General features: G+C 62.4%; 15 protein-coding genes. 12 read left to right on the forward strand and 3 right to left on the reverse strand.

Annotation, left to right across the window (positions count from 1 at the left end):
* Positions 1-141: 141 nt before the first annotated feature.
* The 10 genes from ACTIGF_RS06005 to ACTIGF_RS06050 all read left to right on the forward strand — a co-directional run bounded on the left by ACTIGF_RS06005 (position 142) and on the right by ACTIGF_RS06050 (position 9,260).
* The gene (locus ACTIGF_RS06005; protein WP_160092841.1) at positions 142-693 is read left to right on the forward strand and encodes a peroxiredoxin; all 552 of its coding nucleotides are present in this window, start codon (positions 142-144) and stop codon (positions 691-693) included.
* 204 nt (positions 694-897) lie between these two features.
* Positions 898-1,428: a carboxymuconolactone decarboxylase family protein gene (locus tag ACTIGF_RS06010; protein WP_439635998.1), complete on the forward strand. Its 531-nt coding sequence runs from the start codon at positions 898-900 to the stop codon at positions 1,426-1,428.
* Positions 1,429-1,556: 128 nt separating this feature from the next.
* Positions 1,557-1,862 (forward strand): hypothetical protein, encoded by a 306-nt coding sequence (locus tag ACTIGF_RS06015; protein ID WP_439635999.1) that lies wholly within the window; start codon positions 1,557-1,559, stop codon positions 1,860-1,862.
* A 100-nt stretch (positions 1,863-1,962) separates the two neighbouring features.
* Entirely contained in the window at positions 1,963-3,285 is a 1,323-nt protein-coding gene (locus tag ACTIGF_RS06020) for a dicarboxylate/amino acid:cation symporter (RefSeq protein WP_439636000.1), read from the forward strand.
* 6 nt (positions 3,286-3,291) lie between these two features.
* Complete coding sequence (locus ACTIGF_RS06025; RefSeq protein WP_439636001.1) at positions 3,292-3,894, forward strand: hypothetical protein; 603 nt, start codon at positions 3,292-3,294, stop codon at positions 3,892-3,894.
* A 96-nt stretch (positions 3,895-3,990) separates the two neighbouring features.
* A complete protein-coding gene (locus ACTIGF_RS06030) occupies positions 3,991-6,177 on the forward strand; it encodes a hypothetical protein (protein WP_439636002.1) in 2,187 nt (728 codons plus the stop codon).
* A 52-nt stretch (positions 6,178-6,229) separates the two neighbouring features.
* A complete protein-coding gene (locus tag ACTIGF_RS06035; RefSeq protein WP_439636003.1) occupies positions 6,230-6,550 on the forward strand; it encodes a hypothetical protein in 321 nt (106 codons plus the stop codon).
* Positions 6,551-6,589: 39 nt separating this feature from the next.
* Positions 6,590-7,546 carry an EamA family transporter RarD gene (rarD, locus tag ACTIGF_RS06040; protein ID WP_439636004.1) on the forward strand — a complete coding sequence of 319 codons (957 nt, stop codon included), beginning with the start codon at positions 6,590-6,592 and terminating at the stop codon, positions 7,544-7,546.
* An 18-nt stretch (positions 7,547-7,564) separates the two neighbouring features.
* Positions 7,565-8,542 carry an alpha/beta fold hydrolase gene (locus ACTIGF_RS06045; protein WP_439636005.1) on the forward strand — a complete coding sequence of 326 codons (978 nt, stop codon included), beginning with the start codon at positions 7,565-7,567 and terminating at the stop codon, positions 8,540-8,542.
* 7 nt (positions 8,543-8,549) lie between these two features.
* A complete protein-coding gene (locus tag ACTIGF_RS06050; RefSeq protein WP_439636006.1) occupies positions 8,550-9,260 on the forward strand; it encodes an NAD-dependent deacylase in 711 nt (236 codons plus the stop codon).
* 3 nt (positions 9,261-9,263) lie between these two features.
* Here the strand turns inward: ACTIGF_RS06050 and ftsY are convergent, their stop codons facing one another.
* The 3 genes from ftsY to dapF all read right to left on the reverse strand — a co-directional run bounded on the left by ftsY (position 9,264) and on the right by dapF (position 13,112).
* Positions 9,264-10,592, reverse strand: a complete 1,329-nt coding sequence (ftsY, locus tag ACTIGF_RS06055) for a signal recognition particle-docking protein FtsY (protein ID WP_439636007.1) — start codon at positions 10,590-10,592, stop codon at positions 9,264-9,266.
* Positions 10,589-11,902, reverse strand: coding sequence for a tRNA (N(6)-L-threonylcarbamoyladenosine(37)-C(2))-methylthiotransferase MtaB (gene mtaB / locus ACTIGF_RS06060; RefSeq protein WP_439636008.1), 1,314 nt, complete (start codon positions 11,900-11,902; stop codon positions 10,589-10,591). The genes ftsY and mtaB overlap by 4 nt, the downstream gene beginning before the upstream one ends.
* A gap of 403 nt (positions 11,903-12,305) precedes the next feature.
* Positions 12,306-13,112: a diaminopimelate epimerase gene (dapF, locus tag ACTIGF_RS06065; RefSeq protein WP_439636009.1), complete on the reverse strand. Its 807-nt coding sequence runs from the start codon at positions 13,110-13,112 to the stop codon at positions 12,306-12,308.
* A 136-nt stretch (positions 13,113-13,248) separates the two neighbouring features.
* On the opposite strand from dapF, the gene ACTIGF_RS06070 reads away from it, so the two are divergent.
* Together ACTIGF_RS06070 and ACTIGF_RS06075 are read left to right on the forward strand one after the other, a co-directional pair.
* Positions 13,249-15,465, forward strand: coding sequence for a prolyl oligopeptidase family serine peptidase (locus ACTIGF_RS06070; RefSeq protein ID WP_439636010.1), 2,217 nt, complete (start codon positions 13,249-13,251; stop codon positions 15,463-15,465).
* A gap of 158 nt (positions 15,466-15,623) precedes the next feature.
* On the forward strand, positions 15,624-16,712 hold the full coding sequence (locus ACTIGF_RS06075; protein WP_439636011.1) for a hypothetical protein: 1,089 nt from the start codon (positions 15,624-15,626) through the stop codon (positions 16,710-16,712).
* Positions 16,713-16,772: the final 60 nt, after the last annotated feature.

The raw sequence follows: 16,772 nt of genomic DNA on the forward strand, positions 1-16,772 counted from the left end.
TTGATAAATCCTATGGGAGCGACAGGAACAATCCATTGGATTTATCAATAGCTGAGGTTCATATCCTGTCTCGTCGAAGGGCGGCCCCCTCAGGCAACCATCCTCGACCCATGAGATTCAAACCTGCCAGGAGAGACACACATGCTGGGCATTGGCGACAAGCTCCCCGAATTCGAAGTCACCGGCGTCAAGCCGAAATTCAACGAGCACGAGCAAAACGGCGAGTCCGCTTTCGAAGCGATCACCAACGAGTCCTTCCCGGGCAAGTGGAAGGTCATCGTTTTCTATCCGAAGGATTTCACCTTCGTCTGCCCGACCGAGATCGTGGCCTTCGCCAATCTTGAAGATGAATTCGCAGACCGTGACGCCGTCGTGATGACCGGCTCCACTGACAATGAATTCTCCAAGCTGGGCTGGCGCCGCGAGCATCCGGACCTGAACGGCCTGAACCAGTGGCAGTTCGCTGACACCACCGGTTCCCTGGTTGACGGTCTGGGCGTGCGCTCACCGGAAGGCGTGGCGTTCCGCTACACCTACATCGTCGACCCGGACGGCGTAATCCAGCACGTTTATGCGACCAACCTCAATGTGGGCCGCAACCCGGAAGACACCTTGCGTGTTCTGGACGCCCTGCAGACCGACGAACTGTGCCCGTGCAACCGCCAGGCTGGCGGCGACACGCTCGCAGCGTAATCGTTTCGCTCAAGGACGGCTCTCTTCGGGGAGCCGTCCGACGGCGGCCCGCCCCGCCCTGTCCATGGTCCGCCATGGCCAGAGCCGGACCGGTCGTCCCGATGTCCCCCGCCCCGCGTTCGTCCCCCCCCTTCAGACGCCGGGCGATCTTCGTCCTGCCGGACGACCGGTCCAATCTCGCCATTCATCATGAAAGGACGCGCCATGAGCCTTGACGCCCTGAAAAACCGCATGCCCGACCACGCCAAGGACATCAAGCTGAACCTCAGCTCGCTGGCCCGCGAAACCGTGCTCGACGATCAGAAGAAATATGGCTGTTTCCTGGCCTCCGCCTATGCGGTGGGCGAGCGTGAAACCCTCACCGACATTGTCGGCGAGATCGAGGACAAGCTGTCCCCCGAGGCGATCAACGCCGCCAAGGCCGCCGCCTCGATCATGGGCATGAACAATGTGTTCTATCGCTTCAACCACCTGGTTTCCGCCAGCGATTACAAAACCATGCCGGCCAAGCTGCGCATGAATGTGATCGGTAATCCCGGCGTCGACAAAGCCGATTTCGAGCTCTGGTCGCTCGCCGTGTCCGCCATCAATGGCTGCGGCATGTGCATCGACGCGCACGAACATGAACTGCGCAAGGCCGGCCTGACCGCCGAACAGATCCAGGCCGCTGTTCGCATCGGGTCTGTCGTGAACGCCGCCGCCGCGATCATCCGCGCGGAAAGCGCGCTGGGCTAAGCCTGCATCCACGATCTCTCCTGAGCCCGCCGGGCGGTCTGCATCAGGCCGCTCCGGCGGGTTTTTTTATGGAGCGCAGGCGATCACGGTCTTTTGACACGCTCCGAACAAGTCCGTATCCTGAAAATATGAGCTATCAACCTGACCAGTCCGAAAACACGCGTCGCGCCCGCGATTCCGGCGGTGTGAACCGGGCCTGGCGCTGGTTTTCAGAGGCGACGATCCGGACCGCGGAAAGCTATCGCGACCTGCGCTGGCGGGTCGTGATCGGGCATATCGGTCTGGCGGCTCTCCTGGTCATCGTCTCGCGCATCAATCCAACCTTCGCCGTCTCGCCCTGGCTGTTAATCATCGGCGTCATCTGGTTGGTCTATGGCGTGCGCATGGGCGGGCTGAAGGCCATCGGCCAGGCCGCCTCTCATCCCAAATCCTGATAATATTCGTAGCCCCTTACGGCGTCAGATCGTTGACCTGATCGCATCCGGGCTTAGGCTGGCGCGGTTCTGATATGAGAGCCGCCGGGGAGGGGCCTGTATGAGAGGTTGGTTTAAGATCGCGCTGTGGCAGCGCGTGCTGGGCGCCTTGGTGATCGGTGTGATCTTCGGCGGCGTGTTGAGCCAGGTCATGGGCGGTCCCGCCGCCGCGGACTGGCTGGCGACCTTCATCAAGCCGGTGGGCGATCTGTTCATCAGCCTGATCCGGATGCTCATTGTTCCGCTGATCCTGACCACCCTGGTCTCCGGCGTCGTGGCGCTGGGCGATCCCAAAAAGCTCGGCTCCATCGGTCTGAAGACCATGGCGCTCTATTTCGCCACCACCTTCTTCGCCAACATCATCGGCATCATTTTCGGCCTGACCTTCCGCCCCGGCGAGGGTGTGGATCTGGGCGGCGCGGACGCCGTTCCTGTGTCCGGCGAAGCGCCGACCCTGGTCGAACGCCTGTTGAGCATCGTGCCGGAAAACCCGGTGGCCGCGCTCGCAGACGGCGACGTGCTGGCGATCATCTTCTTCGCCGTGCTTCTGGGCGTGGGCGTCCTGATGGCGGGCCGCGACGGCAAGCTGGTGGGCGATCTGTTCACCCAGGCGGCCAATGTGGTCCTGAAAGTCACCCATCTGGTGATGGAAGTGGCGCCGTTCGGCGTGTTCGCCCTGGTCAGCCACACCGTCGCCTCACAAGGCCTTGAAGCGCTGGCTTCCATCGCGATCCTGATCGCGGCGGTCTATCTGGGCCTTCTGACCCATGCGGTGCTGGTCTATGGCGGCTTCATCCGCTTCGTGCTCGGCCTGCCGGTGATGAACTTCCTTCGCGGCATGCTGGACGCCATCGCGGTGGCTTATTCCACCGCCTCCTCCAGCGCGACCCTGCCCGTCACCATCGCCAACGCCACGGAAAATCTTGGCGTCAAACGCTCCATCGCCGGTTCGGTCCTGCCCTTGGGCGCGACCATCAATATGGACGGCACGGCGCTGTATTTGGGCATTCTGGCGCTCTTCACCGCCCAGGCGTTCGGCTATGACCTGACGCTCGCCAACTATTTCCTCATCGCCTTCACCGCCGCCATCGTCTCCATCGGCGCAGCCGGCATCCCGTCGGCCTCGCTCTTCCTGCTGGCGATCGTGCTCGATACCTTCGGCGTCAGCCCCGAGCAGGTGGCGATAATTGTCGGCTTCATCCTGCCCGTCGACCGGATCATGGACATGGCCCGCACGGCGCTGAACGTCACCGGCGACGCTACGGTGGCGACGGCGGTGGCCAAATGGGAAGGCGAGCTGGACGAGGACATCTACCGTCACCCGGCCGATGTCCCCTACGAGCCGAAAACCCCGCCCGAAGTGGCCGACGCCGACCGGGACTAGGCATACATGCGCTCAAGCCGCATTCGTGTGATCGAGATCATCGTGGCGATCGCCGTCACGATGATCTCGGTCGCCTCGCTGTTTGTGGCGGTGTTCCAGGGCGTGATCATGCAGCGCCAGCTGGAAGCCAGCGTGCTGCCCATCCCCACCGTCGCCCACGGCAATTACGACAGCGATCAGCAAGTCTACCGGCTGAGCTTCATCATAGGAAATCGCGGTCTCGGTCCCGTCGATATCCGTTGGATGCACTTCATCCATGAGGGCGTGACCTATCCCGGCCCCGGATCCTATTTCGCCAGCCTTGTCGAAGGCCATGACGATGATCCCGAGGAGCGGATCGTGGTCATGCAGCGCATTTTCGATACCAATCAGGTGCTCACCAGTCCCGTCGCGCCGCAATTGCTGGCGCCCAATGATGAGCACGCATTCATCGCCTTCACCCGGCCGCCCGAAGACACGCCCGATCGCGCGTATTGGGAACGGCTGAACGCCGCCCGATGGCAGACCGATATTCAGGTCTGTTATTGCTCGGTCTTCGACCAGTGCTGGATCGGAACCTTCCCGCAAAACCAGCGTGAGCGGGTGAACAGCTGCGAGGTCGAGGAGTAATCCGGACCGCCCGCCTTGCCGAGCGAAGCCCTTAACCATCTTGGCCATCACGATTTTGCGCCCTAACCTGCAACCCACAGGGGAAGGGCGACCAACATGACTCATCCAAAGACGCGGCCCTATGGCCCCAAACGCCATCGCGACGGCCAGCCGGACCTGCACGGCCTCGATGAGCTGCATCGCCGCCTGGTGAAAGCTGCGTGCGCGGGGACAATGGCTGAGTTTGAAAAGACCGATGTTCTAGACGCAAATGTGCTGGCGGCGCTGATCACAGGACGAAGCTATAACGGGCGCGCGCCCTGGCCGGTGGCGTCAAAAGGGGTGCGGATTGCAGGCGGGCGCGTGGAGACGAGGCTCGATCTGAGCCAGTCCCGGATTGAATGGCCTTTAGCGCTTACCGGTACATATCTGACTGAAGGCGTGAATATTGAGGACTCTCAGGCCCGAGGGTTATTTTTCAACCATTGCACATTGAAAGATCTAAACCTGTCCGGCGCACATGTGACCGGGCAATTCAGCGCCAATAACGCCACGTTCAACACGCCTGACGGCGACGCCCTCAGGGCGCACGGCGCTGAAATCACAGATGGTGTGTACGTGCGTAACGCCAGGATTAACGGAGAGTGCAACATAGCTGGCGCCAAAATCGGCGGGCAATTCAGCGCCAACGGCACCAAGTTCAACACGCCTTGCGGGATAGCCCTCCAAGCGCAGGGCGCTGAAATCAAAGACAGTGCGTTCTTGGACAAGGCCACAGTGAACGGGCAATGCGCCATCAATCGCGCCAAGATCGGCGGGCAATTCAGCGCCGATGACGCCAAGTTCAACACGACTGATGGCATAGCCCTCAGGGCGCACAGCGCTAAGATTACAGACGGTGTGTACTTGCGTAACGCCACACTGAACGGAGAGTGCAACATAGCTGGCGCCAAAATCGGCGGGCAATTCAACGCCAAAGGCGCCACATTCAAAACTCATTACGGCGACGCCCTCAACGCACAGGGCTCAGAGGTCGCAGACATTGTGTTCTTGAACAACGCCACCCTTAAGGGCATTTGCGATTTCAACAGCGCCCAAACCGCTGAAATTTTCCTCAAAGGCGCCACTTTGACAGGACAATTGAGAGGGGATTACGGAGCCCGGATCAAGCGACTGGAACTGAGGGGCGCAAGGCTGATTTCCGCGTGGCATGCGCAGTTAGAGGCCGCGCCCTCTGACACACCAGACCCCGAGGATGAGCCTAAGACCCCCACCGATCCGCGCGTCCTTGATCTTACCGACGCTCGGATTGGGCGGTTAGACATGCCGCAATCACCCCAGCATCAGATCAAGGGCGTTGTGATCCTGACCCGGTGTCATGTGGAGCATTTTTGCGACCATAAACGCGCCTGGCCGGACGCGCTGGAGCGCAGAAATGACACTTGGAAAACACCCCAATCGCGCCGCGACCCAGAAACCGGGAAAGATATTGGCTATTTTGAGCTCAACGGCTTCACCTATGACTATCTGGCAGCGCCCAATGGCGGGTCCGCCGATGGGGCCGAAGAAAGTACGGCGCAGGCTCGCAAACGCTGGCTGCTCAGTCAGCACGCCCACCACGTCGCCGATCACTTCAAACCCCAGCCCTGGCGTCAGATGGCGGCGCGGCTGGAGGCGCAGGGCCATGATGACGCGGCACGCAAGATCGCGGAACATCGACGGCGCTATCACAGATATTCAAAAGCGACGCGAGGGTTTGATGTCTTCATGTCCTGGGTGCTCGACATCACCTCGCATTATGGATTTGACCCCTGGCTGACCCTGCGGCGCAGCGCCTATGTGATCATCGCCTTCGCCCTGATCTATGGCTTGATGGCGTGGACCGGCCCCATGCCCGATGGCGGGTATAGCCCTATGGCGGGATACACAGCAGCCGGCCCCGCCTCTGACGCCAACGCCAATCCGCCGCCGGTCTTCATCCGGGCCGAGGCTGATGACGTGACCGCGGCGACCAATGTTCAGGATTTGGCGCAGGCCGATCCCTTCCTGTCGCGGGTCTATCCGGACTTCAATCCGCTCCTCTATTCGCTGGATGTGTTCGTGCCGGTGCTCGATCTGGGCATGGACCGGTACTGGCGGCCCAATCCCAATCATCTGCGCCCGGCCTGGGGCGAGACGCTCTGGATGACCGGCTCCGCACTCTACTGGCTGACCATTCTGCAGCGCTTTCTCGGCGCCATATTGATCGCGATCATGGTGACCAGTTTCACCGGTCTTCTGACCCGTGAAGACAAGCTGAGCTGAACCGCTCTCCCCTCCCGCCCGTATACCCTCTTGAACATTGGAGGAGCGGGACATGACGGGTTTTCGGATTATCGCAGCTTTGGGCGCGATCGCGCTCGCCGCAGCCATCGTCTGGGCGTCGATGACCGCGGGGCAATCGCTGTCTGAGGCGGTCTCCTGGCTGGTGTCTGAGCCCTGGGGCGTGGTCAGCCTGATCGACCTCTATCTGGGCTTTGTCCTGCTGGCGATTTTGATCTGGGTGTTTGAACCCAACAAGCTGATCGCGCTGGCGTTCATCCTGCCCCTGCCGATCCTGGGCAATGTGTGGAGCGCGGTCTGGGTCGCCTGGCGTCTGGGGCGTCTCGTGGCAAGGACGCCCATTGCGCGCGAATAAATCATGACCGGCGCAGCACTATGAGATGACAGGGGCGCCGTGCGCGCCTACATGGCCTTCATGAGCCAGCCGCCGCCCCTCGCGCCCGAACGCCTTGACCCCAAGCAGGCGGCCCTCGCGGCCTTCTCCGGATATTTCATCTGGGGCCTGTCGCCGATCTTCTACAAATTTCTGGCGTTCGCGAACCCGACCGAGATCGTGCTGCAGCGGGTGGTCTGGTCCGCGCCCATATTGTTCGCGATCTTGTATTTCAGCCGCCGGCTCGGCCCGGCGCTCGCCGTGCTCAATGACCGCAAGACGCTCTTGCTGCTGGTGTGCACCTCGCTTCTGATCGGGGCGAACTGGTGGGTCTATATCTTCTCGGTCAATTCAGGCCATGTGCTGGAAGCCTCGCTGGGCTATTACATCAACCCGTTGATGAATGTGGCCGTGGGCGTGTTTGTCGCCCATGAGCGCTTCTCGCGCCTGCGCGCTGTTGCAATCGGGCTCGCAGTGCTGGGCGTGCTCAACCAGATTATCACCGTGGGCACGCTGCCCATCTTCGCCCTGATCATGGCGGGCACGTTCACCGCCTATGGCTATGTGCGCAAGACCGTGCAGGTGGATGCCCGCGTGGGGCTGTTCTGGGAGACGCTGATCATGGCGATCCCCTCCATTGTGGTGCTCACCCTGTTCGAGATTCAGGGCGGCGAGCAGGCCGGGCATTTCTTTGACGGGCCCTATGAAGCCGGTCTGCTGTTTCTGACCGGTCCGATGACGGTGCTGCCGCTTTTATTGTTCCTGACCGGCGCCCGGGGCTTGAGCTTTGCGATCATCGGCGTGCTGCAGTTCGTCGCCCCCACCCTGCAATTCATCGTCGGGCTGGCCTATGGCGAACCGTTCAGCCTGGCTTATCTCGCCACCTTCATTTTCATCTGGTCAGGGCTGGCCGTGTTCGTGGTCGAGCTTCTACACTTCGAGAGACAACAAAAACGTGCGGGGCTCACCCGCTCATAAAGCGCTCCGGAGGACACCATGACTCACCCGCCCATGCCGCCCGCCCGAAAGATCAATGTGGGCGAGGTGAGCCTGTCGGTGCATCTGGCGGGGCCTGAAGACGGCGTGCCGGTGCTGTTGATGCATGGCTGGCCGGAGCTGGCGCTCAGCTGGGCGCAACAGATCGAGGATCTGGCGGACGCCGGCTATCGGGTGATCGCGGCGGACAATCGCGGCTTCGGCGCTTCTGACGTTCCATATCCGGTGGACGCCTATGGCGTCGATCATCTGGTGGGTGATTTCACCGGGCTGCTGGATGCGCTGGGGATCGAAAAGGCCGTCTGGGTGGGCCATGACTGGGGCGGCATTCTGATGTGGCACGCCGCCTGTCTGGTCCCCGAGCGCTTTCTGGGCGCCATCGGGGTGAACACGCCGCATCTGCCGCGCGGCTCTGTCCCGCCCACCGATGTGTTCAAGGAGCGCGGTGGTGATGACCATTACATCGTCGCCTTCCAGGACGAGGCGATGGACGACTATTTCAAGGGCCGCGAAGAGGACTTCTTCGCCTTCAGTTTCGCCGCGCCTGCGCCCAGCGCCGATCTCGAAAAGCTGCCCGATTCCATCACTCATCTGCCCAAGCGGTTTGATAATTTCGTCGAACGCGGCGGGCTCAAGAGCGAAGACAATTGCGTCGTGCCCCCCGAAATCCGCAAGGTCTACGCCGAGACCTATGCCCGGACCGGCTTTCGCGGCGGAATGAACTGGTATCGCAATTTCGATGCGAACTGGGAGCGCCTGGGCGGCGTTGATCACCGGCTCTCCATGCCCTGCCAGATGATTGCGGCGGAGTGCGACTACATGCTGCCGCCCAAGCTCGCCGCCTGGATGCCCATGCTGTGCTCGGATCTCGACATGAATGTGATCGAGGATATCGGCCACTGGACCCAGTACGAAGCCCCCGCCGAGCTGTCCGAGCTGATGCTCGGATGGCTCACCACCCGCTTCCCCAGCGTCTGAGGCGATGATGGCGCGCTATGAGAACATCGTGATCCTGACCGGGGCCGGCGTATCGGCGGAATCCGGGCTGGGCACGTTTCGCGATGAAGGCGGGCTGTGGGCGAAGTTTGACCCCATGAAGCTCGCTACGCCGGAAGCCTTCGCCGATGACCCAGAAACCGTTCTGGGCTTTTATAACGCCCGGCGGGCGAACCTGTCGGACGCCAAAGCCAACGCCGCCCATCACGCCCTGGCCGAGCTTGAGCAGAACTTGATGATGGACGGGCGCTCAGATTTCCTGCTGGTCACCCAGAATATCGACGATCTGCATGAGCAGGCGGGCTCGGCGAGCCTGTTGCACATGCATGGCGAGCTCCTGAAAACCCGCTGCAGTCTGTGTGATCATCTGTTTTTTGATCGTGAGGATATGGCGATTGACCGCATGTGCCCCGCCTGCACAAAGGCGGGCGGCTTGCGCCCACATGTGGTCTGGTTCGGCGAGATGCCGCTGGGGCTTGATCAGATTTATCAAAGCCTCGACCGCTGCGACCTGTTTGTCGCCATCGGTACGTCCGGCACGGTCTATCCGGCCGCCGGCTTTGTCAGTGAAGCCCGTCGCAATGGCGCCCACACCGTCGAACTGACGCTGGAGCCGGGCGAGATCAGCGGCCTGTTTGAAGAGCACCATTATGGTCCAGCGACGGAAGTCGTCCCGGACTGGGTGCGGGGTTTGGGGTAATCCCTAGCCCTCAAGCCCGGCCAGAGCCCGCGCGAACTCTTTCGCCTTGAAGGCCTGCAAATCCGCTTCGCCTTCCCCCACGCCGATAAAGTGGATCGGTAGTTTGAAGCGCTCAGCGACCTGGACCAGAGCGCCGCCTTTGGCGGTGCCGTCGAGCTTGGTCATGATGACCCCGGTGACTTTGGACGCTTCCATGAAGGCTTCAGCCTGGGAGATGGCGTTCGAACCCACCGTGCCGTCGAGCACCAGCAGCACATGGTGCGGGGCGGTTTCGTCCATCTTCTTGATCACCCGGACGATCTTGCGCAGCTCGTCCATCAGCTCGGCCTTGTTCTGAAGCCGTCCGGCGGTGTCGATCAGCACCGCATCCGCCTGATCGGTGCGGCCCTGCTGGATGGCGTCATAAGCGAGACCTGCGGCGTCTGCGCCCAGATCGCGCGACATGAAGGTCGCCCCGGCGCGATCTGACCAAACCTGAAGCTGCTCAACCGCTGCGGCGCGGAAGGTATCGCCCGCCGCCGTGATCACATCCGCGCCTTCACGCGTCATCTTCACCGCGATCTTGCCCAGCGTCGTGGTCTTGCCCGAGCCGTTGACGCCGACAAACAACACCACGCGCGGCGCCTCGCCGGTCATGTCGAGCGGCTGCTCGTAAGGCTGAAGCGTTTCGGCGACCACGTCTGCGAGGGCTTCACGGATCTCGATGTCGGAGACATCCTTGTCGAACCGGTCTTTCGCGAGGCGATCAATCACCTTGGCCGCCGTCGCCGCGCCGATATCGGCCGCGATCAGCAATTCTTCAAGTTCATCCAGCGCCGTCTGATCGAGCTTGCGCTGAGTGAACATCGCGCTGAGCCCGTCGCTGAGGCGCGAGGAGGATTTTTTCAGGCCTGCGGCGAGGCGGGCGAAGAACCCCTTTTTCTCTTCAGTCGCTTCGGATTGGGGTTCAGGGGCTGGCGGCGTTTCTTCCGTAGCCGGATCATCGGCTTCCGGCTGCGTCAGTGTTTCCGCCAGATCCTCGAGTCCGCTTGCCTGGGCAGGCGCTTCGGTAATTTCATCCGGGTTCGGAGAATTGTCTTCTACAACCGCTTCGGCGCGATCTTCCAGCTCCGGCTCAGGATCCGCCGGCGCAGGCGCAGGCTCCGCCGGGCGCGCCTCGTCCAGCGCTTCGGGCGCTTTTTCGATCTCGGCGATGACCGCGGATTCTACAGGAGCTTCAGCAGGCGCTTGGGGGTCTGCCGCAGTTTCCGGCGCATCAAGCGCTGGAAGCTCGGACGGGGCCGCCTCGTCCTTCTTCTTTTTCTTGCCGAAACCGAATTTGAACCAGCTCACAGGGCAGCCTCCAGCGGGGTGGCGAACAGGGCTTTCTCGTCATGGCCGGTGATCATGGCCCGCACGCGCGCGCCAGGGCGAGCGGTCGAGTCCATGCGTACAGGCGAGAAATCATCAGCGCGCGCGAACCCGGGCTTTTCAACGAGCACCGTCATCTCCCGTCCAACGCGTGAAGCGAGATGGCGTTGCAACGCCTCCTGTGATTTCGCGCGCAAACGCGCGGCGCGGTCTTTCACCACGTCGCGGTCCACCTGCGGCATGCGCGCGGCGGGCGTGCCGGGGCGGGGCGAGTAGGGGAAGACGTGCACAAAGGCGAGGTCGCACTCATCCACCAGCCGAAGCGAGTTTTCAAACATCTCCTCGGTTTCGGTGGGGAAGCCCGCAATCAGGTCCGCGCCAAACGCGATGTCCGGACGCACGGCGCGCAAACGCCGGGCGAGGGCGATCGCGTCATCGCGGGAATGGCGGCGCTTCATCCGTTTCAGGATCATGTCATCGCCCGCCTGTAACGACAGGTGCATATAGGGGCAGAGCCGCTCTTCCTCGGCGATGGCGCGGAACAAATCCTCATCGATCTCGATGGCGTCGATGGAGGACAGGCGCAGGCGCTGCAGGTCGGGGACCTGCTTGAGGATGGCGCGCACCAGACGACCGAGCTTGGGCGTTCCGGGCAGGTCCTGCCCCCAGCTGGTCATATCCACGCCCGTCAGCACCACTTCGGAATGGCCGGTCTCCACTAGGCGTCTGACCTGATCGACCACTTCGCCGGCGGGGGCGGAGCGCGCATTGCCGCGGCCATAAGGGATGATGCAGAAGGTGCAACGGTGATCACAGCCGGTCTGAACCTGCACATAGGCGCGGGCGCGACCATCCAGACCATCAACGAGGTGACTGGCGATCTCGCTGACCGCCATGATGTCATCCACCTTCACCTTGTCGCCGCCTGAAATAGCGGTGGATTTGAAGGTTTCAGGACGCAATTTCTCTGCATTGCCCAGCACCTGATCCACCTCGGCCATTTTCGCAAACTGCTCGGGATCGATCTGGGCGGCGCAACCGGTGACGATCATCTGCGCGTCGGGACGCTCGCGCTTCATCCGGCGAATGGTCTGGCGCGCCTGACGCACGGCTTCATTGGTCACAGCACAGGTGTTGATGATCACGGCGTCTTGCAGCCCGCCCGCCCGCGCGTGATCGCGCATCACTTCGGACTCCCAGGCGTTCAGCCGGCAGCCAAAAGTGACAATCTCCACATCGCGCCCCTCTGAAGCTTCAGGGGACGGGGCAGGGTTTTCCACAGGTGTGCTCATTGGCGCGCAAAGTGGGGTTGAGAGGGCTTTGGGTCAAGCGGGGAAGGGAGTCTGCAAGGCGGGTATGCGTTTGGAGTGTTCATGCAGATGCGGCTCGGCCCTGCCCCTCTCCCCCTTGTCCAAGGGGGAGAGGCTGGGTGAGGGGGTGCGCTTCAACATGCAGGCGCTTGAAGGATCAGGCGCCGCTCACCCCTCACCTGTCCTCTCCCCTCAGGAAGGGGAGAGGGACGCGCACCGACGCATGCAGGTCCAGTTTCACTCACTTATCCATGTCATTCAGTGGGGAAGAGCGTGAATTCCCGGGCGAGCAAAGCGAAGACCCGGGACCTATGTCCGCAAACAGCGCCTTATCCTGATGGAGGCCCCGGCTCTGCACTGCGCTTGGCTAGAGTTTCAGAACCGATCAGAGGCCCCGCAAATCCAGCTCGCGCTCCAGCTCCACCGGACCGGACAGATGCACATGGCCCTCGCTGTCCCACCGCACAGGCAACTTGCCGCCATCGGCCTCAATCACCGCTTCGCGGTTTGCAAGCCCCTGACGATGAAGCGCGACCAGCGCGGCGCAGGCGCCCGTGCCGCATGCGAGCGTCAGTCCGGCGCCGCGTTCAAACACCTTCAGGCGGATATCATCGCGATCGCGCACCTGGGCGAAGCCTGAATTCACACGTTCAGGAAACAGCGGATCATGCTCGATGTCCGGGCCAATCCCGGTGATGGGCAGGCTGTCGAGATCGTCCACCGCGAACACCACATGGGGATTGCCCATGGAGACCGCCCCCGGCCCCTCCAGCCGTCCGCCGTCTGGCAAATTGACGCCAAAATCGAGCCGCACCGTATCCATGGGAAGCGAAAGCGGAATCTGACGCCAGTCGAGCCGGGCCGGGCCGAGATCCACTTCCGCCGCACCCTTGGCCAGGCGTTGCGCTGACATCAGCCCGCCCGCCGAGGTGAAACGAAGATGAGGCTTCACGCCGTCTTCAAACAACAACCAGGCCGCGGCCCGCGTGCCGTTGCCGCAAGCGCCCACCTCGCCGCCATCATTGTTCCAGACCCGCAAGTCAGCGTCAGCGTCATCAGAAGGGTCGAGAACAATCAGCTGGTCAAAGGCATGCACCGTCAGCATCGCCGCGATATCCGTTTCAGAATAGCCGGACGGGCCGGCCGCATGGCGGCGATCAATGACGATAAAGGCGTTACCCGCCCCGTTCATGGCGTAAGCTCTCATACCGGCAGCGATACGCGCATGAGGCTCAGGCCGCAAGATAAACGGCCTGTAATACAGTATCACTTTGACCCGGAGGCCAACGCCCTGTTGAATGCGCACAGTCGCTCAATAAGGGGAGAGCATGATGCGCCGCTGGGGTTATCACCTGTCCGCCGCCGCCGCCGTTCTGGCGCTCGCGGCCTGTTCGCCGTCCGATCCATCCAATATGACTGATACTGAGGAGTCCGGCGTGACAGACACCGCCGATCTGCCGGGCGCCGAGCTGAACGCCGCCATCCAGGCGGAAACCGAGAGCCTTGAATGGCTGGAAGAGGTCGAAGGCGAACGCGCCCTCGCCTTCGCCACCGAGATGAACGAGCAATCGCTCGACCGCCTCACCTCCGATCCGCGCTATGACACGCTTTACAATCAGGCGCTCGAGGTTCTGCAATCGACCGACCGCATCCCGTATGTGGGCGTCGCCAATGGCGTTTTGTGGAACTTCTGGCAGGACGCTGATCACGTCAAAGGCCTGTGGCGCACAACCACCGTGGAAAGCTACGCCACCGATAATCCCGAATGGGATGTGGTGCTCGATCTCGACGCTCTGGGCGAGGCCGAAGGCCATAACTGGGTCTTCCGTGGCGGCGACTGCCTGGCGCCGGGCTATGTCCATTGCATGATCACCCTGTCGGACGGCGGGTCTGACGCGGCCGTGCGTCGTGAGTTCAATATGGAGACCCGCGAGTTCATCGAGGACGGCTTCGTTATTGACGAGACCAAGGGCTCGACCGCCTGGATCGACGAAGACACGTTGCTGATCGCCACGGCGCTCGACCCGGCCGAAGCCACCCAGTCGGGATATCCCTTCGTGGTGAAACGCTGGTCTCGCGGCACGCCGATTGACGAGGCGCAAGAGGTCATCCGTGGGGATGAGACCAATGTGGGCGTCTGGCCCGCCCGCTTCGAACAGGCGGACGGCACGGCCTACATGATGGCCACCCAGTCGATCAGCTTCTTTGAAAGCGACTATTTCTACCTGCCGGATGGAGCGACCGGCGAACCGGTGAAGCTTCCGCTGCCGCGCAAATCCAGCCCGCAAACCCTGTTTGACGGCCAGCTCGTCTTCTCCATTGAAGAAGAGTGGACCCCGGTCGAAGGCGGACAAACCTATCCCACCGGCTCGATCCTCAGCTTTGACATGGGCGAATTCGTCGAGACCGGCGAGCTTCCGGCTGTCGAAGTCGTGTTCACGCCCAATGAACGCCAATCCATCGGCAGCGTCGCCACCACGGCCAACCATCTGCTGATGGTGATCAATGACAATGTGGTGGGCGGTCTGGAAGCCTTCACCCGGTCTGATAGCGGTTGGACCAGCGAAAGCGTTGAAACGCCTGAGAACGCCTCGATCTCCATCGTCACCGCTGATGATCATTCCGATCTGGCCTATGTGAATGTGGAAGGCTTCCTGGAACCTGAAGCGCTCTATCGCCTGTCCGCTGATCTGGAACTTGAGCCAGCCAAAGCGGCTCCGTCCTGGTTTGAGGCTGAAGGCCTTGTGGTCGAGCAGCGCCAGGCGGAAAGCACCGACGGCACGATGATCCCGTACTTCATCGTCCATGCTGAAGGCGTGGAAGGCCCGCAGCCGACCCTCCTTTATGCCTATGGCGGCTTCCAGGTCAGCCTGACCCCGTCCTATTCGGGCACCCGTGGCCGGATGTGGCTGGAAAACGGCGGCACCTATGTGCTGGCGAACATTCGCGGCGGCGGCGAGTTCGGCCCGGCCTGGCACCAGGCGGGTCTGCGCACCAACCGTCAGCGCATCTATGATGACCTGATCGCGGTGGCTGAAGACCTGATTGATGACGGCGTCACCACCTCTGACCACCTTGCGGTTCAGGGCGGCTCCAATGGCGGTCTGCTGACCGGGGTGATGTACACCCAGCGTCCGGACCTCTGGGGCGCGGTCATCAGCCAGGTGCCGCTCCTGGACATGCTGCGCTTCCATACGCTGCTGGCCGGCGCCAGCTGGCAGGACGAGTACGGCTTCCCTGACGAGAACGCCGAAGAGCGCGCCTTCCTGCGTTCGATCTCGCCCTTCCACAATGTGGAGACCGGGGTGGAGTATCCGCCTCTCTTCCTTCTGACCTCCACCAAGGATGACCGGGTGCATCCCGGCCACGCCCGCAAACTGGCCTATCTGCTCAACGAGATGGATCAGGATGTCCTCTATTATGAGAACATGGAGGGCGGTCACTCCGCCGCCGCCAACCTTCAGGAAAGCGCGCGTCGTCTGGCGCTCGAATACACGTTCCTGATGGAAGAGCTGATGGACGAAGACGCCGAGAGCGAAGGCTAGGCTTCATCGCCGAACAGAAAAGCCCCGGAGCTCATGCTTCGGGGCTTTTTTGGGGTCTGGCCGTTAAGAATTCAGAAAGCACTATCCCCTGTCAGGGGAACCTTCGAAACGTAAAAACTGTATGCTGCCCAGTGAACCCAGCTGTGCAGAGGTGCGCCATGGTCGCTGACATTGCAGGCGGTGCGGGATATCTCGCTGATTTATATCGAACCCCGCCCCGTGAATCCGAGCCCGCCCTGATCAACACGACCAGCGCACGCGATGCGGCTGCAGTCCCGCCCGTGGAGCGATCCGCAACAGATCAGAACCGCGCAGGCGACGACCGCCAGACCCGCTCCGCCGCCGCCGAGGGATTCGGACAGGCGGTGGGCGACCGACTGGACGCCTCCACCAACGCTGCGCTGTTGCAAGCTCAGGAAGCGCGCGTGCAAAGCCGCCCCGAACAGGACCGGCCGACCGCCCCGCCCACACAGGACGCGACGCGTCAGAGCCGGGAAGAGCGTGACGTTTCAGTCGAGACGCGCGAGGCCCCGGCCCCGGCCGCCAATGAGACCCGTGCAAACGCGCTTTCCGACACGCTGACCCGTGCGCGCGAAGCGGAAACCGCTGAGCGCCAGGCCCGCGCCGCAGAGGCCCGGAACGCTGATGAAGCCCGCGACACCCGCCGCCTAGACACGCAAACCGTTGAAACCCGCACCGTGACCGAAGACACGCGTCCGCAGGACGCTCAGGCGCAAGCCGCCCGCCCGGTCGAGACTGAGCGCAATGACACAGCGCCTGTTCAGAGCGACGCAATTGAAGCCGGGTTGAACCCGGCGGCGCGGGCGTCAGACGCGATCAATCCCACCACAGCAGCGCTGGAGCAATCGAGCGCCGTGAACCGCGCTGACCCGCGCAACGCCGCCGCCGAGACGGCGGTAGATGCCGCTGAGGCTGACGATGACGATAACGCATCAGGACTCAGTTCCGCTCGCCCTGAGAGCGATACGGTCAATGACGCCGAAGCTGAGGTGACGACGCCAAACACCCAGTTTGAAACGCGTTTCGCGCGCGCCGAGAGCGGACTTTCCACCCGCGATGACGGCATCAGCCGCACCGATCCCAACCCCGCAACCGCTGACCGGCTGAGCGAAACCACGCCAGACCCCCAGCGCGCCCGGCCCGTGAACCAGCCGCTCGATAACAATCTTGACGGCGCAGTGACCCCGCAAGAGATCGCCCAGGGCGGCGTGAACCTGACGGTCTAACGAACGCTTTGCTGCATGGGTAAGACGGCGTGCGCGCCCCGGAGACCTCAAGCCTCCGGG

The sequence above is a fragment of the Oceanicaulis sp. genome (genome assembly GCF_051859625.1).
Lineage (GTDB): Bacteria > Pseudomonadota > Alphaproteobacteria > Caulobacterales > Maricaulaceae > Oceanicaulis.